Consider the following 21,603-nt stretch of genomic DNA (forward strand, 5'->3'; position numbering starts at 1 on the left):
ATCTATTGTTGTAATTTATTTACATAATTTTTTACAATAAAAACGCCGACTTAGCTGTATAGACTGATATTAAACAAGTTTCTATATTCGCTACGATGAAATTGGCTCACGACAAAGTTTAGGTAATGTCATTTTGTTACCCATAGCCTGTTTGATGAACACTGTTTTCAGCCCAGCGACATTATCAACTAGGGTTAGGCCTATGTCGCGCATGGCTTTCTTAAGCGGATTGCTGCCGGCGAACAATCTTTTGAAGCCTTCCATGGTGGCAATCATCTCCATGGCTTCAGCTTTACGCCAACGTTCAAGGGCGCGCAAATGACTGTATTCGCCTAAATCTTTGCCTTGTTCGTGCAATTGGCTAAAGGTGTCGATAATACTGGCGGCGTCTAAAAAGCCAAGGTTAACCCCTTGGCCAGCAAGCGGATGAATAGTATGGGCAGCATCACCAGCCAGCACTAATCGATGGCGGGCAAAATGGCGCGCATAACGCATACGTAATGGGAATGATTGCCGCTCGCTAATCACCTGGCACAGGCCTAAACGGCCATCGAGCGCGGCGGTTAACGTTTTGCCAAATTCGATATCATCTAATGCTAATAATTGCTCGGCTTGATCGGGCGATACCGACCAGACGATGGAACATAAATTATCGTCATACAAGGGCAACATAGCTAGCGGACCACCGGGTAAAAAGGCTTGTCTGGCGGTCGCATCGTGGGCTAACTCAGTGCGCACAGTAGCCACTATGGCATGGTGGCCGTAGTCCCAGAATGTCAGCGGAATATTGCATTGTTCACGCACCCAAGAATTGGCTCCGTCGGCGGCCACCACCACTGCGGCGCTGATGTTGTCGCCACCGGCTAAGGTTAGCCAGGCTTCACGTTCACCAAAGGCAATGCGTTCAAGGCGTTGACCTTGTAAATGAGTTAGATTGCTGATTTCGCTGGCGCGCTTAGCCAGTGCATAGCTAATGGCATCATTTTCGATAATTGAGCCTAAATAGGCTTCGCTAATACTGTGAGCGTCAAATTCAATTTTGCCTAGACCGTCTTTGTCCCAAACCGACATTTTTTGGTAAGGGCTAACACGGCTGTCATCAAGGTATTGCCACGCTCCGAGATTTTCGAGCAATTGTTGGCTGGCTTTGTTAACGGCACTAACACGCAATTTGGGCTCGCCACTCACGGCTTGGGTTTCGCCAGCATCAATGACCACCACATTAAGGTCGGCATTCGCTAACCCAATTGCCGTTGCCAGCCCGACCATACCACCGCCAACAATAGCAACATCATATGTTTGAGTAGAAAACATGCTCAATCCTTACCTTAAAATGAGTTAACGCCAGCCCATTGCGGTTTGTGCGATGGGACGTTTTAACGGTGGTAGCCAAGACAATAGGCGTAAACCAAGATTGCGACCCGCTACCATCGGCCAATATTGGTTGGAAAAGCCACGTACTAAAAATTCGATATTACTCAGCGTGCTGTCGCGATCCGCTTGGCGCGCGGCTAAATACTGATGCAAGATAGCATTACTGCCGACATCGACCTCGGTTGAGGGATTGGCTAATTGATACGTACTGAAAGCCTGTTTCAGTACATCCAGTAAGCCCACTACATCACGCAGGCCAAGATTAAAACCTTGTCCGGCAATCGGGTGTAGGGTTTGCGCCGCATTACCAATAAAGATGCAGCGATGGTAAATCGGTCTTGGCATGTACGATAACGTCAGTGGATAACTGCTGCGCTGACCGACATCAACGAAGCGACCAACGCGATGGCCAAAGGCTTGTTGTAATACGGCTAAAAACTCGGCTTTGTCGGCATGTTTTAGTTGCTCTGCTTGAGCGGGCGGTAATGCCCACACTACGGAAAAACGCGACTGAGCAGCGCTGGCTGACACGGCAGTATGCGCCGCAGCGGTCATGGGCACTGAACTCATAGGCAGCAGAGCTAATGGCCCTGTTTGGGTAAAGCGTTCGTAAGCCCAATGCTGGTGCGGCTGGTCAGTACTCACATTGGCGACAATGGCCGTTTGATCGAAATTGATTTGTTCTGTGGGTTGGCCAAGATGTTGACGCACCACGGAATTAGCACCATCGGCAGCAACTAATAACTGGCAATGCAATTGCGTGCCGTTATCTAAAGTTAATAAGTGACCATTGGTTTGAGTCTGTAACTCAGTCACGGTAGCCGGACAAAACACCTCAACAGATGATTTAGCCAATTGCTCAAACAACACTTTGCCCACTTGGGCTAACTCAACCACCTGCCCTAATGCTCCTAAGCCAAGCGGTTTAGCGTTAAGTTCGGTCATACCAAAGTGGCCGCGATCAGAAACATGAATATTTTCGATCGCCGTGCCTAGATGCTGCAACTTGGGCCAAATACCTAAACGAGTCAGTTCGAAAATAGAACCGTGCGCAATGGCAATGGAGCGAGCATCAAAACCTGGGTGATTGTTGCTCGCTAGGTGGGCTTCGATTAAGACGATGCGCAGCGGACGCGACAAGGTGGCAGATAACTTAGCTAGCCCGAGGGCTAAAGTGGCTCCGGCCATGGCGCCACCGACAATGGCAATATCAACATTAAGCTGTGCTGTGATGGTGTGTGCTGTGGTCATACGCTGCGTTGCTGCCTATACCAAAATGTTAGTGGAAAGTTGAAGACTCATCAGTGTCATTCAATGGCATGTCTAAGCCAAACTCTGAGTAGCATAAAATAGCTGACATTCTGACAAACTCTTGTAGTTCAAAGTAAGCAACTTCTGACTCTTCGTCATCACCAACATCAAATTCTACTTGAGCAATATCGGCCAGATCTTTAATCACTTCACGTACATCTGGCGATGCTTTGGCTAGCTGTGGTTGAATAATGGCAATGCCGGTTAAAAAGCTTTGAGTCCACAGGGCTAACGCTTCGACGCGATCGCTTAATGACGCTTCTTCTTCTGGCAACAAGAGGGTAAAACCAAATTCGAAATCCACTAAACGATTAACCGTATCTTGATACAATTCGCTGATCAGCAGTTGTAAATTAGGCTCTAACGGTTGCCCATCGTTCATTAACTCAACTAACGGTGTTAACCAGGCTAAATTTTCTTGCTTAACGCCACCACAAATAAGCCCAACCAGTGCGCCGTGCACTTCTACTGGATGCTGGCCAACTTCTGCGTAATCTAGGGCCTGTTTTAGTTTTTCAATACATAATGAAGGTGGGGTTGCCATGGTTAATTCCTAATAGCGCAATATCTGCATCAATGCTAGCAGAGTTAGGATGATGCTCCAAATGCTAGTGTGTAATGTGGTTAAATTTGTGAGCCATAAAGTGACTATAATAATTGACAATGAGTGTATTTGTTCAGACAACCAGCAAATAGTTAAAAAGGCGCGTTGTTGCCTTGCTCTTTTAAATTCAGCCCTATATAGTTCGCCACATGCTTGAGTTTAACTAAGGATCTGTGGCGACATTATGAGTAACAGTGCTGTTGATATCACCCTATTAGGGCGCACCTACTCTATCGCATGTCCAAAAGGACGCGAAGATGCCTTGCGCACGGTAGCCAGAGAAGTTGAAAACCAACTGACAACCTTAAAATCTCGTACTAACAATTTGAGCCGTGAAGAGCTGGCCATTATGGCAGCATTAAACATTGGTAATGAACTGTACGAAGAAAAGCAAAAGAATAAGCAGTACATGGCGCAAATGGATGAGCGTATTTCGTTATTGCAATCAACCTTGGAAACATCGTTGGTTGAACGAAGCCGCTAGGAAGGCTAGACTAAGATTTAAGAATGAAGCAAAGCTTGATTCAACCAGTTTTGCTCCCTGAGATATTCGCCAGTTGGCTAAGTCCCTGTGCCGATAATTACAAACCCAGGGTGAATGCTTTTGTTGACATTGTGCATGCTCGGCTCGTACCGAGAAGCCTTAGGAAATGAACATTTACCCGCCTTGAACCTACGGTTCAAGGGCTACGCCGGCAGCGGTATTTTGGGGAGCATTCTAATTTTATGACCATCACTCGTTTTATGACTAACACAGAAAATCGTCCGGTTACGTCAACATCTTCGGCACGTATTAGCTACTTTGCCACCCCTTCTGAGTTTCAAGAACCGCTGTTCGATAGCACAGACATGAGCCGCGACAACATTCGCCGCCATGTTCGCCAAGAGCGAAATAGCCTTAGTCCTGAAGAACAAAGCCAATTAGCCTTAATTGCTAGCCGCCACATGCTTGCTGAAATTCAAGCTCAGTCGGCTAAGCATGTGGCCCTGTATTTTACCCAAGACGGTGAATTAGCGACTCAAAAGCTGATTGAAGCATTATGGGATCTCGACATTAACCTGTATTTGCCCCGGCTTCATCCGTTCAGTAAAGGCAACCTACTGTTTATTCGTTATGATCGCGATTCTGTGATGCTTGAAAATCAATACGCGATTAAAGAACCACAATTGAATGTGCAGCATGTTATTACTGTCGATAAACTCGATATGATCATCACCCCTTTGGTGGCATTTGATGAACACGGTAACCGTATGGGCATGGGCGGCGGATATTACGACCGCACTTTGGCACAAGTGGTCGATAACAAGCCCTTAGCAGTAGGCTTTGCCCACGATTGTCAGCAAGTGAGCCAAGTTCCTACCGAGTTTTGGGATATACCTTTACCAGTAATTATTACCCCAACGAGACGATTAGCTATTTAAAATAGCTTAATACTATTAAGGTTGTGGCGCTTCGCCCACACCAGACCAAGAAGGGGAAAACTGCTTCCCCTCTTAGATCTCCCCGCCAGCTCCGGCAAAATGTTAGTCCTCATAGCATAATAAAAATCACCTAACGACTCAGATGGTACATCTGATGTGAATGGACTGACGAATGTCGTGATGACATGGATGTCAAAAAACGACCATGCCCCCCGAGCCTGTTACATATCTGCAAAACAGAAGTCTACATACCTTGAAACACAGGCATGTGTGATAAAGGCCATGATGTCACTACGGCATTTTCATCATGCTATTTCAGACACTTTGGACGCAGACACCTTGATACTGCAGGTTCCTCTTATATACCAACTAGACTTTGTAAAAGGTAGGAATTAAACATAACAGAATAAAAAAAGCCCCATCAATAAACGCTATTGATGGGGCTTTTTCATTATATTGCTTAGGTAAAAATAGGCTTACACAATTGCTTTCTCTAATGCTTGGCTAACATCGGCGATGATGTCGTCTATGTGTTCAATACCCACAGATATCCGCACTAAGTCTTCTGATACACCTGCTTTAGCTAACTCTGCGCCGCTCAGTTGGCGATGAGTGGTACTGGCTGGGTGACAAGCCAGCGATTTAGCGTCACCGATATTGACCAAACGAAGCACCATTTGTAATGCATCAATAAACTTACCACCAGCCACTTTACCCGCTTCAGCATTGGCGGCTTTAATGCCAAAACTAATGATACCAGAGGCTTTACCGCCAGTGATTTTTTGGCAAGTTGCATGGTGTGGGCTGTCAGGTAATGCGGCATAGTTTACCCAACTAATGCTTGGGTGTTGCTGCAAGTATTCCGCTAGTGTGAGCGCATTACTGCAGTGACGTTCCATGCGTAAACTTAGGGTTTCTAAACCTTGAAGTAATAAAAATGAACTGTGTGGCGACAATGCTGCGCCAGTATTGCGCAGTGGCACAACTCGACAGCGACCAATAAATGCCGCGGGGCCAAAGGCGTCGGTATAAACTACGCCGTGATAAGACGGATCTGGCTGATTAAGTATCGCAAAGCGTTTTTTATTGGCGACCCAATCAAATTTACCCGAGTCGACAATTACCCCACCAATAGTGGTGCCGTGGCCGCCAATGTATTTAGTTAATGAGTGAATGACAATGTCGGCGCCATGATCAAATGCGCGGCACAACACTGGCGTGGCCACAGTATTATCGACAATTAACGGCACCCCATGTTTGTGGGCAATATCGGCCAAACGCTGTAAATCGACAATATTGCCGGCAGGGTTACCAATTGATTCACAAAATAATGCTTTAGTGTTGTCATCAATTAACACATCGAGGCCATCGAAATCATCAAAGGCTGCCATACGCACTTCAACGCCTTGGCGCGGTAATGTATGGGCAAATAAGTTATAAGTTCCGCCATACAATTGGCTAGTACTGACAATGTTGTCGCCTACTTGAGTTAACGCTTGAATAGCATAAGTAATGGCCGCCATGCCAGAAGCTACAGCCAGTGCACCAATGCCGCCTTCTATCGCCGCTAAGCGCTGTTCCAGTACACTGGTTGTGGGGTTCATTATGCGGGTATAAATATTACCGGCGACTTTTAAGTCGAACAGATCCGCCCCGTGTTGGGTATCGTCAAAGGTGTAAGAGGTGGTTTGGTAAATTGGCACTGCAGCAGCTTTAGTGGTTGCTTCTGACTCGTAACCATAATGTAATGCCAGTGATTCCAGTTTCATGTTTGCTGCAGTCATAGTAACTTCCTTCAGGTAATAGGCTGTGTGATATTGCACTGATATCCACACTAGCAATTAGCCATCTAGAAGTCTATGTTAAATTATCGCTTCACACTTTTTAATGATGATGTTGACTGGCTATTTTAATTGTCTGCCGCCATCAACCGCATAACTGCGACCCGTAACATAATGACTCGCATGCAAATAATCGATTAAGGCGATGATTTCATCATTACCCGCTTCTTTTGGCAAAATCGCTTTGGCTAACGCTTTTACTTTATAAGCATCATCGTCATGGTCGTTAAATAAGATCATCGCTGGGGCAATAGAGTTCACTTTAACGTGCGGTGCTAACAAGCTGGCGAATGACAGTGTCATATTATGCAGTGCAGCTTTACTGGCAGCATAAGCAATATGCTTTTTACTGCCCTTTTCGGCGACATAATCGGTAATATGAATAATGTTACTGGCACCAATACTATCGTGATTGATTTTAGCCGCGCTAATAAGCAATGGCGCTAAAGCAAGGTTGATTTGATAAGGCGCAGTGACGTGAATTTGCATCATTCTCGCCATGGTGTCACTCGGGCTTAAACCGCTGTTGTCGGGCAACCAGTCGGATGCATTATGAATAATGGTATCGAGGCGATCGTGATGCTGATTGATATGGCTAATTAAGCCATCAATGGCGCCTGCATCGGTTAAATCGCATGAATGTAAACTCGCGCCTAACTTACCCAACTGTTCAATACTGTCGTAGTGAGTGCGATAAGTGCCAATAACATGGTGACCTTGAGCCAAATAATACTTAGCCAGTGCATAGCCAATACGCTTACCTACGCCAGTGATCAGTATTGTTCGTTCCATAATGTTGCCTTTATTGGTTGTCGCTCTGATAACGTGTGACTTTATCATAAGCAAAATTAGATGGTTATCTCAAAGTAATGGATAATAAAACATTTACCCTACCGACTAATAATGACAAAAGATAGTCGGTTAAATTATAAAAAAATGACTCCACTAGTGGGAGTCATTCAATCATAATGATACCGTGGTTTACTAGGCTAAAAATTCAGCGCGGCTAGCTGGGTTGGCTTTAAAGCAGCCACCAAGGGCAGTGGTTTGAGTGCTTGATGAGGTATCCATGATGCCACGAGATTTTACGCAATAATGGGTGGCATTAATGCTCACGGCGACATCTTCGGTGGCAAGCAAAGTTTGCAACGCCACTAAAATCTGCTGAGTTAAGCGCTCTTGAACTTGAGGACGCTGCGCAAAAAAACGCACGATACGGTTAATTTTCGATAGGCCAATAATGTTGTCTTTAGGGATGTAGGCCACCTTGGCGAGCCCGTCAATAGTAATAAAGTGATGCTCACAGGTACTGACCACACTGATGTTACTGATCTTAACCATCTCTTCAACACCCATTTTATTATCAATTTGGGTGATTTTAGGGAAGTTAGCATAATCAAGACCTGAAAAAATCTCGTTAACGTACATTTTAGCAATGCGATGTGGCGTTTCAGCCAAACTGTCGTCGGTTAAATCGAGCCCTAAAGTAGACACAACCTCAGTCATTAAACCTTTAATACGCTGATATTTTTGCTCGCTAGTCATGTCACTCGGTACCAAAGGGGTTTCCAGTCCGTGAGCAACTAACGCTTGTTGTACTTTTAATGCTTCTGCAGACAACTCTGCACGGGTTATGTCATTAATGGTCGTCATAATAACATCCTTAATATTGGGTTAGGCTTGATACTCTAAAGATAACGATACAGAATCTGCGAATCGCAATGCATGCGGCTTATCAATAGTGACCCGAGCTAAAGTAACAGTTGGGTGTTCACGGCAAATATCTAACACGTCAGCAACCAATTTTTCCAGTAACAAGAAACGCCCTTCTTCTACATGCTGAATCACTTTTTTGGTGATGATTTTGTAGTTTAGCGCATCGGCAACGTCGTCGGTTTGAAACGATCGATCGGCTGGATAATGGATCTCAATGTTGATCACCACATCTTGCTGTTTTTCGCGCTCGTCTTGGTTAAAACCAATAAAAGTGCGTAAACGTAAATTGGTGACCTTAATAATGGCTTGGCTTAATGGCATTATTTAGCCCTTGTGAATTGTTTTGAATAGATACGCGAGGGTGCAATAAAAAGATCATAAATATTGATTTTGATCGGTTGAACCGCCTGTTGCATTAAGGTGAGAACATAAAGGTAAACTAGCTGGGCCTATTGTGCGTACAATGATTTATATACACATTAGTTCGAACGAGGTTAATGATGGAACTGACAGTTTTTTACGATGGCACTTGCCCGCTTTGCCTCAATGAAATGAAGCAATTGAAGCGTTACGATAGCTTAGATCGCATCAAGCTTGAAGATATTAATGCCGATGATATTAATGATCGTTTTCCTGATTTAGACGTGGCACATGCTAATACCGTATTACATGGATTGCAGGCTGATGGCAGCTGGCTTTATGGTTTAGATGTTACGGCTAAAGCATGGGGCCTAACCGGTAAACATGGTTGGATAAAACTGTTGCGCTTGCCATTGATAAAACCGCTTGCTGATATTGCTTATTTAGCTTTTGCCCGCAATCGCTACCGGATATCTTATTTACTCACTGGCCAAAAGCGCTGTGATAATGGCAATTGTAAGGTTAAATAAGCGCTTCATTTATGAAAAATAAGGTATGAGATTAGCTATGAGTGAGTCAACTTCAACACAGACCTTGGTAGTTATTGGGGCATCATCGGCTATCGCCCAAGCCTTTATCGACCATGCCATTGCTGCTGCTTTGAAGGGGCTTGCTGACATGGCAGAACAAACTGATGATTTAGCCTTAAATGTTATTACTGTTAGCAGACAATCCGAGCTGACATTAGCCAATCTAAGTAACAAGATTACCCACCAGCATTTTTATTGTAATTACCAGCAAGCATCGATTATTGATTGTGTTAACAGTATCGGCAAGGTCGCAGGCAAAATCAGTCGCATTGTGATGTGTAATGGTATTTTGCATTCACAAACAGCTGACGTGCAAATTCAGGCTCAACAACCTAGCTTGATGCCAGAAAAACGCATTGAAGATATTAATGCTAATGCCCTAGAGCAATTATTTTATGCCAACAGCATTGTGCCCATGCTGTGGCTGAGTGCATTGACGCCGTTATTATCGCAAGCCCGTCATAAGGTAGACGCTGACAATAAGTGTGTGATCAGTATATTGAGTGCTCGGGTCGGCAGTATTTCTGACAATCGTTTGGGTGGTTGGTATGGGTATCGCGCTTCAAAAGCGGCGTTAAACATGCTGATTAAAACCACAGCCGTAGAATATGCAAGACGACTTAAGCGAGTTAAGTTAATTGCGTTTCATCCAGGCACCACTGACACACCATTATCAAAACCTTTTCAAGCCAATGTACCTCAAGGTAAATTATTTACCCCAGAGTTTGTCGCCAGCCAGTTGTATCACATTATGGCCAATATTGAGCCAAACGGTGAAGCCAGTTACTTGGATTGGCAAGGGCAACAGATTAGTTGGTAAATGAGTTGCTAGCGGACTCATTAAGGAGTCGGTTAGCCTCTTGCTCATGGCCAGTATTCAACAATCTCTGCTGTCTATAAGCAAACTGTCATCAACACGATTAACCCACCATCTGTAACAAATGACGTTTCCCTATGGTACTAAGGTGCCAAATAAATAGTGCTGTAATTGCTTTATTCTGAGAGTACTGACTCGGATTGTAGTGAAACCATGTCGTTGACATCACTTTGCTATGAAACATCACACTATGGGCGATCACATATGCTGTCATTGCCGCTATTGAATTGAGGAAACCGATATTATGTCGACGTTACAAACAGGACTACAAGGCAAAGTGGCGCTTATTACTGGCTCAACTAGCGGTATTGGTCTAGCGACTGCACATGTGCTGGCTGAGCAAGGTTGCCATATCGTATTGCATGGCCTGATGGATCATGATGAAGGGCAAACTTTAGCTGCTGAGTTTCGGGCACAATACCAAATCAACACCTTTTTTAGCAATGCTGACTTAAGAGAGGCTAACTGCATACATGAGTTTATCGACAATGCGGTTAATGCCCTAGGCAGTATTGATATTTTAGTGAACAACGCCGGCATTCAACATACACAAGATGTGGCTCATTTTCCGATAGAAAAGTGGAATGACATCATTGCGATTAACTTGTCTGCTGCTTTTCATACTATTAAACAAGTTATCCCTGCTATGGCTGAAAAAGGCTGGGGCCGGATCATCAATATTGCCTCAGTGCATGGTTTAGTCGCCTCAGCAAATAAAGTGGCTTATTGCGCGGCAAAGCATGGGATTGTGGGCTTAACAAAAGTGGTCGCGATTGAATGTGCTGAACAAGGCATTACCGTTAATGCAATTTGCCCTGGTTGGGTTGATACCCCGCTTATCGGTAAACAAATTGACAGCATTGCAAGCGATAAAAGCTTGAGTTATGACGAGGCTAAATACCAACTGGTAACCTCAAAACAGCCATTACCAGAAATGTTAGCTCCCAGACAAATCGGCGAGTTTGTTTTATTTCTTTGTGGTGGTGCAGCAAGAGGCATTACAGGATCAGCGCTGCCGATGGACGGTGCCTGGACGGCGCAATAAGCTTAACTAACCTTAGCTTTAACTATTAGCATTCGGTTTAGCCTTAGCCTTATATAATCACGTCAACCCGCACTCACTGTCTGTGAGTGCGGGTTGTTTTTATTAGCAGAGAAGACTTGGCCAACTGAGCCACTAGCCAAGATAATGGTGCAGTTAACAGACTAATATGAGATCAATTAGGCCTTGGCCATAAACGCAGCTATGTGTTGATAGGTTGCCATACATTCCTCTTTGACTAAGTCGTGCAGCAACATATAGGCATGGATCATGCCGTCGAACGCATGGTGCTCAACCTCCACACCCGCAGCAGTTAAGGCATTAGCATACGCTATGCCCTCATCCCTAAGCGGATCGCAACCTGCGGTAAAAATTAATGTTTTCGGTAAGTGAGCGTTAATGGGACCAAGCAAAGGTGAAGCCTGTTTAACTTGCTCTATCTGTTGCTTTGACAATGATTCGGGCAGTTGAAAATACTGCTCAAAATACCACTTTATACGAGGTGTTTCGAGTAAGAAGCCGGTGCCATTACTATCAAGTGATGGGCTGCTTAATGTGTAATCGACGCTGGGATAGATCAAAATTTGTTGATCTATCTTAATCTGTTTATCAGTTAGACTTTTCATGCTTAAGCTAGTGCAAATAGCACCACCAGCACTGTCACCAATAATGGTGACTGAGTCTTGATGGTTAACATCATCGAGTAACTCGGCATAATGGATCAGTGCATGTTCACAGTCATCAAGCCCTGCAGGGTATGGAAATTCAGGCGCGAGTCGGTATTCAACCGATATCACCACGCACTGCACAATACTGGCTAGATGACGGCAAATCGGATCGTACAGCGCCACACTGCTACACATATGACCGCCACCATGAAAGTGCACCAACACAGGCAAAGGCTGCTCTGGTGCAGGGCTATACACTCTGATCGGAATAGCTCGGTCGGTTAACGTAAACGCCTTATCGGCAATATAGTTCACTGAGGGGGAGTCACTCATTAGAGCGCCAAGTTTATTGAGATTTTCGCGTAATATTGCTGGGGTAAATTGGACATTATTTTGTTTAGCCAAGGCAATATTGCTGTTAGCTAACGCTAGAAAATCAGTCAGCTTAGGGGAAACGGTTCCTCGCATTAGATTAACTCCTTTGGTTTGCCTGTTTCTGGTAGAAAATAACTGCCCACAAACACAGTGCCGCTGAGTATGGTAATCATCACAAATGAGCCAAAATAACTGCCATCGCCTAAATCAACCAGCTTACCAAATACCCACAACACGATAGTAGAAACCAGATAACTGATTGACCAAAATAGGCTAAACACCACGGTGATTTTTTGGCCGGTCATCATAGGCAGTTCGTGAGGGATAGACACTAAAGCTGTCACGGGGAAAAAGATAAAAAAGCCCAAGACTATGGCACATAAAACCTGTAACCAAGGCTGAGTACTAAAGGATAATCCCAAAACGGTGATAACAATAATCAAGCCACTCCAGCGAATAATCGGCAGGCGTAACGGATTTTTGCGACTATAAAGCATCCCCGCAATCGTGCCGACAATCCCAAAACCAATCACCCATTTGCTTTGACTTATTCCCGCTTGAGGATAAAAAGTAAATAAACAGATGTAAAACGACAATAATCCTGAATAAGTAAACGCATAAGCCCAATTAAATTGATCTTTTAATCCCTCAAGGTAACCGTATATTGCGGGCTCTGCACCTGCTGAATGACCAGTGGGTGCTGGAGTATCAAACTTAACCAGTAACCAGAGTATGGCTAATATCAGGCTAGCGGCAGAAAATAACACTAAACTGCTTTGCCAACTGCCCGTAATAGCGTTAATACCTGTCATGCCCCATAAAATAATCGCCGTGCCGACGTTAAATGCCACCGCATTTAGACCATTAATGACTGGGCGATCTTCTGGTGCAAACCACAGCATCACAATGGGGTTAAAGTACACAATCATAAAGGCTCCGCCTAAGCCCATCAAAAAGCGGCTCACCAGCAGTAATTCATAATTGGTCGCAAAAGGAGTCACTATACCGACGACAATTAATAGCGCCGCGAGTAAAAAGGCATACTTTATACCAAACTTTACTGCCACATAAGCGGCGCTAAAGGTGCCGACAATTTTAGCCAAAGTGACGGCACCACTGATAAAACTTGCTGAAGCTAAACTATCTATGTGCATCGATGCCATGATGCTGCCCATACTCGCGGTGCCGCCAACCCATGCCATGGCAAAGAGAACATAACTCGTAAAAACCAGACCTTCAACCAAATATCTATGGGTTATTTTCATAGGCGTAATGTAAACCTTCAATGACACAAATGTAGGTTAATCATGTTATCTGATGGGTATGGATAAATAAGTACTACCTTAGTTCACCGCGATATTAAAAATCTTTATCAAACAGGACGTCTAGTGTAGTTTCGCTAACATATAAGAAAAAATGATTGGGGAATCACTTGCAGGCTTGGTTATCTATTGACACTTGGTTGATCAGTTCCATTTCGATTGCTTATCTTGCAATGCTTTTTGTGGTGGCGCAGTGGGGACAAAATCGCGCCATAAAAAAGTTAAGTCAGAAGCCATGGGTCTATAGCCTATCCTTAGGCGTGTGCTGCACTTCATGGGCATTTTATGGCACTGTGGGTCAAGCAGCAACGACAGGGGCTTGGCTTGCTCCCATTTACATTGGTTCGATAATTTGTTTAGTGCTTGCTTGGCCAATGTTAATGCGCACTTTGCATATCATTAAAAGCCAAAACCTGACCTCAATTGCTGACTTTATTGCTTGCCGTTTTGACCGTTCACCTAAAATTGCTGCCAGCGTCGCCATAGTGTCACTGCTAGGAACGATTCCTTATATCGCCTTGCAGTTAAGGGCTATCAGTACCAGTTTCGACTTACTGACAGGCACCTTCCAGTCGGGCATTAGTACCGCATTTGTGGTCACTATCGTATTAATTATTTTCAGTATTTTATTCGGCACACGTCAATTATCGGCCAGTAAACATAACCAAGGCTTAGTTCTGGCGATCGCGTTCAGCTCTATCGTGAAATTGTTTGCCCTTACCGCTGTCGGTATATTTGCCACGTTTTATGTTTTCGATGGCTTTAGCGACCTACTCAGCCAAAGCCAAAACATTACCGAAACCACCCATGCAGACTCTACTTACCTTGTTATTTCTCAGGTGATTTTAGGCGCGATTACTATCTATGCATTGCCGCAAGAATTCCACATGATGATGATAGAAAATAATCATCACCAGGAGCTTAAATCCGCTCGTTGGATGGTGCCGCTATATCTGTTACTGATCAATATTTTTGTATTACCTATCGCCTTGGCTGGGCAGCTTAGCTTCCCCGGTGGTAGCGTGGGCGCCGATACCTATGTACTCACACTGCCGCTATTTTATCAGCAAGCTTGGTTAGGCATATTGGTTTATATCGGTGGACTTGCCGCCGCAACGGCAATGGTTATTGTGGCCGCTATTGTGCTAAGCACCATGATTTCGACAGAAATCCTCACGCCATTATTATTACGTCTGCCGAAGTTTAATTCCCAGCAAAAAACCCCACAACTGGCGGGAATGTTATTAAATTTAAGGCGCATATCTATCGCGGTCATCTTGCTATCAGCCTTTGCATTTGAACGTTTTATTAATCAGCAAAATCATTTAGCCAGTATCGGCTTACTATCGTTTGTATTGTTATCGCAGTTTGCACCAGCCGCAGTTGGCGCCTTGTATTGGCGCAGTGCAACCACTCAAGGCGCATTTGTAGGGTTAATTATGGGCAGTATTGTTTGGCTCTATACCCTACTCTTACCGGTTACGTTCCCTGATGCCCAATGGGTTCACCTTGGCTTATTTGGTATCACTTGGTTAACACCGACAGCATTGTTTGGCTTAACGGATTTAGACAACATCAGCCACGGGGTGTTTTACAGTTTAGCGGCTAACATCGGCTGCTTTGTGATCATTTCACTGGTTAAAGAGCAAAGCATTGGCGAGGTGCTGCAAGCCGATTTATTTGTTAATCGAAAACCCGTTCAGTCAGAGCGTCACTTGTCTGTAGATGATTTAGCCAGTTTGCTAAATCGGTTTATTAATAAAGATGAAGCTGATGCCCTGCTCGCCGAATCCAAAAAAATCGCTGGTAAAGATCAACAGCAACAGCTAGTTGATTACACGCGTTTGAAACTGTCTGGGGTGCTCGGTTCTGCCTCAACACGCATGGTAATGAGCGCTGCATCTCGCACCCAACATGTTCCCTTAGAAGATGTGGTGAGCATTGTCGATGAAGCCAGCCAAATATTTGAGTTTAACCGTGAACTACTGCAATCTGGCGTTGAAAATATTGAGCAAGGCATTAGCGTTGTCGATGCTGATATGCGCTTAGTTGCATGGAATCAACGCTATATTGAACTGCTTAATTACCCTAAACACTTTGTCAAAGCGGGGCTTCATGTTGAACAGCTGATTCGATTTAACATCGACAGAGGCATTATCGTGGGTAACGAAGCCCAGGAACTCATCGAAAAGCGCTTAGAGCATATGCGCGGGGGTAGCCCGCATCATTTTCAGCGAACTATGCTCGATGGAAAAGTATTAGAAATTCGCGGTCAAGCCATGCCTGGCGGTGGATTTGTGAGTACTTTCACGGATATTACCGCGCATATTGAAGCAGAAAAAGCCTTACAACTGGCGAATGAAACATTAGAAAAACGGGTAGAAAGCCGCACCAAGGAACTGGAAAAAGCCAAAGCAGAAGCCGAAGCGGCCAATAGCAGTAAAACCCGCTTTTTAGCCGCAGCAAGCCACGATTTAATGCAACCTTTTAACGCATTAACCTTGTTTACTGAGATGTTAAAACAAAGAGTTAAGTCGACTGAACTGCATGATTTAGCAACTAATATTGAAGATTCTCTAAACGTAGTAGAAAGTTTACTATCGGATCTGGTTGAGATTTCACGCTTAGACAGCAATTCGTTAAAAACCGAAAAAAGCCAATTTGCCATTGATGATTTACTGTCCACACTGGTTAATGAATTTAAAGCATTATCGGTGCAGCAGGGTATAGATTTTAACTATCAAGTCTCTTCCTGCTTTGTACACAGCGATCAAAGGCTATTACGGCGTATTATTCAGAACTTTTTGTCGAATGCATTTCATTATTCACCTTCAGGCAAAACGCATCATCAAGTCATGCCAGATGATGCTAAACCACACCATAAAACAAAAAATCCCCATAAGCACAGTGAGTTTGTGCCTAAGGTGTTATTAGGTGTGCGGCGGACTGAGAACGCCTTGTTGATACAAGTTTGGGACAATGGTCCGGGGATCCCTGTTGATAAGCGCCAAGCCATTTTTTGTGAATTTGAACGCTTAGAGCTGACTCGCGAAATTCCGGGATTAGGCCTAGGTTTGGCGATATGTGACCGTATCTCCAAATTACTCAATGTTAAAATATCACTGCATTCAGAAGTGGGAAAAGGGACTTGCTTTAGCGTTGAAATACCGCGAGTGTCGCAGCAGAAAAAGCCGGTGCATTTATTAGACATTGCCGAAGAGGAGATCAGTCGCGACAACCTAAATATGACTGTACTGGTTATCGACAATGATGACCTTATGTTGAAAGCGATTTCTTCATTACTCAGTGGCTGGGGATGCCATGTGATTACCGCTAAAGATCAACCCAGTGCTATACAGCAGCTGGCCGATAATCCACAGCCAAAATTAATTATTGCAGATTATCACTTAGAAGATGACAAAAATGGCGTTGATTTGGTGCAGTACTTATTAGCTCAGCATACCGATAGCATTAACAAGCAAACCACCTGTGTTATTTGCTCTGCAGACCCTTCAGAAGCGGTTAGACAACATACTAGCAGCGCTCAATTTAGTTTTGTACGCAAACCGCTTAAGGCGATTGCCTTAAAACGGATTATTAAACAACTTATGCCTTAGAATTGATGACCTAGATTTGATGACATAGATTTGATGACATTGTATTGATGAAATTGTATCGACAGCATAATGCTCACGACATGTTTAAAGTCGGTTGATTAGATCCTGTCATTGTAGATGCCGATTAGCTAAAAAACGCCTCAAATTGAGGCGTTTTTTTATGTTGGTATTTGACAATATCTACTTGATATTAAGCATTTAGCTGCTGGTTTTCGCTGGACGTTATCATGAGTTGTTGGAACACCAGTCCTGCCTGAGTGCGGTTGTACACCTCAAGCTTTAGCAAAATAGCCGAGACATGCTTTTTAACCGTGGTTTCTTTAATGTTTAAGTCATAGGCTATTTGCTTGTTTAAGCGACCATTAGCAATATTAGCAAGTACAGTGTATTGCTGAGGAGTTAACTGGGCGAGTTGTTTCGCTAAGCGTTGATGCTCAGCAGCTGTATGCTGATCGGCAGTGATATTAGTGTGTTCTGGTAACCAAACATCTCCTTCAAGCACTGTGGCTATGGCGGTCGAGATTTGGGTTAAATTAGCAGACTTGGGAATAAAAGCACTGGCGCCAAAATTGATGGCTTTGCGAATAATTTCTGGTTGATCGTCAGACGACACCATAATAACGACAATATCGGGGAAATGATTTTGTAGTAAGGTTAATCCTGTAAATCCATCGTTTCCAGGCATGTGCAAATCGATAAAGATAATTTCGATGTCGGAATGCTGTTCCACTATGCTGATTAACTCTTGGAAGTTTTCCGCCTCTAACACTTCAGCATCATTGAAATTTTTAAGCACCGCTTGTGTTAAGGCGGCACGAAATAGCGGGTGATCATCTGCAATTGCCACTTTTATTTGAGACATACTCGGCTCCTAAAAAATTGCGCGGGTTTTGTTTATTATTTTTTAAATCGCGCAAACTTCATTCTCTATAAAAAAGAATAACCGGTTCTATAGGGAGCCGGCTATCCTTTAATAGACAATTGATTCATTAATGCTTAGAACTGGTAGCCAACCGTTAACGAAATCGTTTCTGGATCGCCATAATAGCCAATTAAAGTATTATCCCCACCAAGCCCTGGAGTAAAATCTCCGTTGCCTGTCGGCGTCACAAAAGCGTAGTTACCGACTAAATACTCCTCGTCAGTGACGTTTTTCCAATGTAATCCAGCATTCCAATGGCCGTCATTACTATACCAATTGACACCAAAGTTGAGTAACCCGTATCCATCTTGACTCAGTAAGTTATCCACTACCGCTAAGTCATAATCACCACGGTAATAGTAATTACCATTAATGATAAAGCTGCCAATATCAGCTTCAATATTATAGCTGAAACCAAGGTTTGCAGTGGTATCTGGCGTATTAGTAATAGTGTAAGTGTCACTGATATCAATTTTGTTGCCAAGTTCATCATAAGAAATTACTTCATCGAACGTAGCATCTATTAAGCCCAGATTGGCGAACAAGTTAAGTGAATCTGTTGCAGCATATTCAACTTCAAGCTCTAGTCCGCTGGCGGTAGACTTACCTATGTTACCTAAACGCTGATTTAGGTCTGAATTATCTTCACCAGGTAACACGGAGACGAATTGTCGGTCTTTGTGGTTGAGATAAAATAGCGTTGCATTAACGCGAAGATTATCATTCCACTCACTCTTGATACCCACTTCATATGAGTCGACGGTTTCAGGTTCAACAGCAGGTTCAGCACCGGTCGCCCTAGGATTGAATGTGCCCGATTTGAATCCCTGTGAATAACTGGTAAAGAGCATCATGTCGTCGTTAACTTGATACTCTAAACCCACACGAGGATTGAATTTAGACCATGTTTCTTCATCATCAAGCACTTTAGGGACTTGCGCTTCAATTAACGCTTCATCACGCACAAACCCAGGATACCATCCGGTTTCAGGATAAATACTGTCAAATATAACGCCGTTATAAACCGTAGCGTCTTTCGTTTCACGAGTATAACGACCGCCTAATGTCATCGATAATTTTTCAGTAAAGTCATAAGAACCTTGCACGTAAGCGGCATAACTTTCGCTATTATTACACCCACTAATCTCACGAGTAAGGCCGCCGAATGCTTTAAAGGCTTCTTCTAAAATAGCATCGAAAAGCCCACAGGAATCACCTTTAAAATAGTAAAGGCCAGAGACTAACGTAAGATTGTCACCAACATAGTTTGCTTGAAACTCTTGGCTAAATTGTTCATCTTCATAAATGGCGGGCACGTCAAAAATACGTAAACTGGTGTTATCAAAGTCGATGTTTGTTGGTGAGTAACCTTCACGTTTAGCTGTGACAGACTTTACACTCCAATTTTCATTGAGGTTATACTCAATTGTTGCTCCCCACCCTTCTGTTTCGACCTTATTCCAAGTAGGCATACTGGTATAAGAATCATATTTACTGTCTGGCACTGGGGCATCGGTTAATAAACTAGGCAGTAGACGGTAGCCCCCCTTTGAATTTGATTCATCTTGAGTTTTGTCATAAGTAAAACGCATAAACAGGTCATCAGTAGGCGTATATTCAACGCTTAAGCGACCGGCCATAACATCCTTATTATAGTTTTCAGTGTCTTGGCCATCTAATGCAGAAGTTTTAAATTCACCAAAACCATCGCGATTTAAGCTAGCAAAGGCAAAACCAACATAGAGTTTGTCATCGATAAGCGGTAATTGTCCTGCAACTTTAACATCCTTTTGGCCATAAGTGCCGACAGTACCTTTAAGGCTCAACTCTCCGTCACCAGTCATTTTCTTCGTAACGTATTTAATCGCTCCACCGATAGTATTTTTGCCGTATAAAGTACCTTGTGGCCCGCGCAGCACTTCAATGCGTTGCACATCAAGAATGTCTAATACCGCGCCTTGTGGGCGTGCAATGTACACATCATCTATGTATATCCCCACACCTGGCTCATAACCCCATAGCGGATCTTCTTGACCCACGCCGCGAATAAACGCGGTTAGCGTAGAGTTAGTACCTCGGCTAGATTGTAATGTCGTGTTGGGAGAGAATTGTTGCACTTCAGTCATCACACTGATGCCGTTTTCTGACAGCTCTTTTTCACTAACAGACGTCACTGCAACAGGCACATTTTGTAAACTTTCAACTGTTTTACGTGCGGTTACTTCAATGCGTTCTAAAACTGCGGGCTTATCAGCGCTGCTATTTTCTGTATCTGCGGCATTGGCAAACGAAGCGGTTAACGCAGACGAAATTGCTAGGGCAATACAACTCATTTTAATAGTATTCTGTTTCATACAGATCCCCGTTGTAATATTTATTATTAATGGTTTTTACTGCTTATTTTGGTTTACAACAAACTGTTCACATATTGACTTTATAGTATTTTCAAGTGCATTGAATCGGTACTATAGTAGTATGTGCTTTGGTCTATAGGTGTTGAAAATAAACCTGGTATTACATATTAAAAACAAAAAGTTATGTGAAGACCTTGATTAAAGCCCCCAAAGCTTAATTATCTCAGTGACACTACTTATTGGTGCTTTGAGTAGAAAGTCACTTTCTACTCCGCCATTTTTAATATCTGGATTAACGGCAATTCCATGGCCGAAATTTTTAAGAGTGACTAGCTCTATTACTGTGTTATTTTGAGGGTCTTTCCAGCGCGAAATACTGTAGCCAGACTGAGTGTTGACTTCTGGTTTGGCGCCAGATTGAGTCAATATTTGCCATTGAGAAGCAAGCATCTGCGCATTTTTCGCGTCGACGACAGTGTCACTGTCACCGGTCCAAATGGACAGTGAAGGCCAACTTTTTTGCTGTGGGTGTACGGCTTGAGCAAATTGAGCTAACTCTTCGGCAGACTGAGCTGGGCCACGCTTCATGCACGATATCGCTTTAATTAAATTATCAGCACATGGATATGGCAACCCAGCAATGACAGCACCGCGTTGAAATAGATCAGGGTAATTGACCAAGGCTGCACTGGCCATAGCCCCACCCGCGGATAACCCAATCACGTAGACATGCTTTATCCCAAGCTTTGCTTGAGTGGCTAAGATCATGTTTTTTATTGACAGTATTTCACCGCTATCGAGTTGTGTATCTTGACTAGCAAACCAGTTAAAACACCGTTTTACGTTATTGTCATAACTTTGTTGTGGCACTAATACCGCAAAATGATGCTCTAACGCTAAAGCGGTTAATCCACTCTTGTTAGCCAGTTCGACGCCATCTTGAATACAACCATGAAGTAACACAATTAACGACGAATTAGCGCTATCAGAGGTATCTAGGTCTTCCGTTAGCGGAAGATAAAAGCTGGTTAACGCACCAGGATTATCACCAAAATCGGTTAGTGGAAGATAAGGTGTTTCATTAGCTTGAATAGGTTGGATTAAAAAAATCCACCACAGTAAAAACACAGATTTAATTAAGCTGTATGGTTTATTGCTCATTTCAGCGGTTTCCAAATTTAACATAACCATAACTTGCTCAATTTTAC

At 43.6% G+C, this 21,603-nt stretch carries 18 protein-coding genes and 1 other RNA gene; 7 read left to right on the top strand and 12 right to left on the bottom strand.

Annotation, left to right across the window (positions count from 1 at the left end):
- Window positions 1-90: 90 nt before the first annotated feature.
- From H5185_RS00925 to H5185_RS00935, 3 genes are read right to left on the bottom strand one after another with little or no spacing between them, the layout of a single operon-like run.
- Window positions 91-1,314, bottom strand: a complete 1,224-nt coding sequence (locus H5185_RS00925; protein ID WP_182722633.1) for an FAD-dependent oxidoreductase — start codon at window positions 1,312-1,314, stop codon at window positions 91-93.
- A gap of 24 nt (window positions 1,315-1,338) precedes the next feature.
- Window positions 1,339-2,625, bottom strand: a complete 1,287-nt coding sequence (ubiH, locus tag H5185_RS00930) for a 2-octaprenyl-6-methoxyphenyl hydroxylase (protein ID WP_182741087.1) — start codon at window positions 2,623-2,625, stop codon at window positions 1,339-1,341.
- A gap of 28 nt (window positions 2,626-2,653) precedes the next feature.
- Entirely contained in the window at window positions 2,654-3,229 is a 576-nt protein-coding gene (locus tag H5185_RS00935; RefSeq protein WP_124015461.1) for a UPF0149 family protein, read from the bottom strand.
- A 244-nt stretch (window positions 3,230-3,473) separates the two neighbouring features.
- Between H5185_RS00935 and H5185_RS00940 the strand changes: the two genes are divergently transcribed.
- From H5185_RS00940 to H5185_RS00950, 3 genes are all read left to right on the top strand, one after another.
- Complete coding sequence (locus H5185_RS00940; protein WP_101086040.1) at window positions 3,474-3,773, top strand: cell division protein ZapA; 300 nt, start codon at window positions 3,474-3,476, stop codon at window positions 3,771-3,773.
- A gap of 51 nt (window positions 3,774-3,824) precedes the next feature.
- A non-coding RNA gene (ssrS, locus tag H5185_RS00945) (6S RNA) lies at window positions 3,825-4,006 on the top strand.
- A 9-nt stretch (window positions 4,007-4,015) separates the two neighbouring features.
- Window positions 4,016-4,711 (top strand): 5-formyltetrahydrofolate cyclo-ligase, encoded by a 696-nt coding sequence (locus H5185_RS00950; protein WP_182741088.1) that lies wholly within the window; start codon window positions 4,016-4,018, stop codon window positions 4,709-4,711.
- Between the two features lie 476 nt (window positions 4,712-5,187).
- Here H5185_RS00950 and H5185_RS00955 read toward each other — a convergent pair whose 3' ends face one another.
- The 4 genes from H5185_RS00955 to folX all read right to left on the bottom strand — a co-directional run bounded on the left by H5185_RS00955 (window position 5,188) and on the right by folX (window position 8,589).
- Window positions 5,188-6,480 carry an O-acetylhomoserine aminocarboxypropyltransferase/cysteine synthase family protein gene (locus tag H5185_RS00955; RefSeq protein WP_182741117.1) on the bottom strand — a complete coding sequence of 431 codons (1,293 nt, stop codon included), beginning with the start codon at window positions 6,478-6,480 and terminating at the stop codon, window positions 5,188-5,190.
- A gap of 135 nt (window positions 6,481-6,615) precedes the next feature.
- Entirely contained in the window at window positions 6,616-7,344 is a 729-nt protein-coding gene (folM, locus tag H5185_RS00960) for a dihydromonapterin reductase (protein ID WP_124015459.1), read from the bottom strand.
- A gap of 192 nt (window positions 7,345-7,536) precedes the next feature.
- Window positions 7,537-8,205, bottom strand: coding sequence for a GTP cyclohydrolase I FolE (folE, locus tag H5185_RS00965; RefSeq protein ID WP_124015458.1), 669 nt, complete (start codon window positions 8,203-8,205; stop codon window positions 7,537-7,539).
- A gap of 21 nt (window positions 8,206-8,226) precedes the next feature.
- Window positions 8,227-8,589: a dihydroneopterin triphosphate 2'-epimerase gene (gene folX / locus H5185_RS00970; protein WP_124015457.1), complete on the bottom strand. Its 363-nt coding sequence runs from the start codon at window positions 8,587-8,589 to the stop codon at window positions 8,227-8,229.
- A 179-nt stretch (window positions 8,590-8,768) separates the two neighbouring features.
- Here folX and H5185_RS00975 point away from each other — a divergent pair, with 179 nt between their 5' ends.
- The 3 genes from H5185_RS00975 to H5185_RS00985 all read left to right on the top strand — a co-directional run bounded on the left by H5185_RS00975 (window position 8,769) and on the right by H5185_RS00985 (window position 11,140).
- Entirely contained in the window at window positions 8,769-9,158 is a 390-nt protein-coding gene (locus H5185_RS00975; RefSeq protein WP_124015690.1) for a thiol-disulfide oxidoreductase DCC family protein, read from the top strand.
- 37 nt (window positions 9,159-9,195) lie between these two features.
- Window positions 9,196-10,038 carry an SDR family NAD(P)-dependent oxidoreductase gene (locus H5185_RS00980; RefSeq protein ID WP_124015456.1) on the top strand — a complete coding sequence of 281 codons (843 nt, stop codon included), beginning with the start codon at window positions 9,196-9,198 and terminating at the stop codon, window positions 10,036-10,038.
- A 301-nt stretch (window positions 10,039-10,339) separates the two neighbouring features.
- Window positions 10,340-11,140: a 3-hydroxybutyrate dehydrogenase gene (locus H5185_RS00985; RefSeq protein WP_182741089.1), complete on the top strand. Its 801-nt coding sequence runs from the start codon at window positions 10,340-10,342 to the stop codon at window positions 11,138-11,140.
- A 176-nt stretch (window positions 11,141-11,316) separates the two neighbouring features.
- On the opposite strand, the gene H5185_RS00990 is transcribed toward H5185_RS00985, so the two are convergent.
- Both H5185_RS00990 and H5185_RS00995 read right to left on the bottom strand, forming a co-directional pair.
- Entirely contained in the window at window positions 11,317-12,273 is a 957-nt protein-coding gene (locus H5185_RS00990; protein WP_182741090.1) for an alpha/beta hydrolase, read from the bottom strand.
- Window positions 12,273-13,445, bottom strand: coding sequence for an MFS transporter (locus H5185_RS00995; RefSeq protein WP_182741091.1), 1,173 nt, complete (start codon window positions 13,443-13,445; stop codon window positions 12,273-12,275). Before H5185_RS00995 ends, H5185_RS00990 begins: the two co-directional genes overlap by 1 nt.
- Before the next feature lie 167 nt (window positions 13,446-13,612).
- Here H5185_RS00995 and H5185_RS01000 point away from each other — a divergent pair, with 167 nt between their 5' ends.
- Window positions 13,613-17,119 carry a sodium:solute symporter family transporter gene (locus H5185_RS01000; RefSeq protein WP_182741092.1) on the top strand — a complete coding sequence of 1,169 codons (3,507 nt, stop codon included), beginning with the start codon at window positions 13,613-13,615 and terminating at the stop codon, window positions 17,117-17,119.
- A 190-nt stretch (window positions 17,120-17,309) separates the two neighbouring features.
- Here the strand turns inward: H5185_RS01000 and H5185_RS01005 are convergent, their stop codons facing one another.
- From H5185_RS01005 to H5185_RS01015, 3 genes are all read right to left on the bottom strand, one after another.
- Window positions 17,310-17,981: a response regulator transcription factor gene (locus H5185_RS01005; RefSeq protein WP_182741093.1), complete on the bottom strand. Its 672-nt coding sequence runs from the start codon at window positions 17,979-17,981 to the stop codon at window positions 17,310-17,312.
- A 134-nt stretch (window positions 17,982-18,115) separates the two neighbouring features.
- On the bottom strand, window positions 18,116-20,395 hold the full coding sequence (locus H5185_RS01010) for a TonB-dependent receptor (protein WP_182741094.1): 2,280 nt from the start codon (window positions 20,393-20,395) through the stop codon (window positions 18,116-18,118).
- Between the two features lie 198 nt (window positions 20,396-20,593).
- Window positions 20,594-21,556 (bottom strand): PHB depolymerase family esterase, encoded by a 963-nt coding sequence (locus H5185_RS01015; protein WP_182741095.1) that lies wholly within the window; start codon window positions 21,554-21,556, stop codon window positions 20,594-20,596.
- Window positions 21,557-21,603: the final 47 nt, after the last annotated feature.

This window comes from Shewanella sp. SG44-6 (assembly GCF_014164185.1).
Classification (GTDB): Bacteria; Pseudomonadota; Gammaproteobacteria; order Enterobacterales; family Shewanellaceae; genus Shewanella; species Shewanella vesiculosa.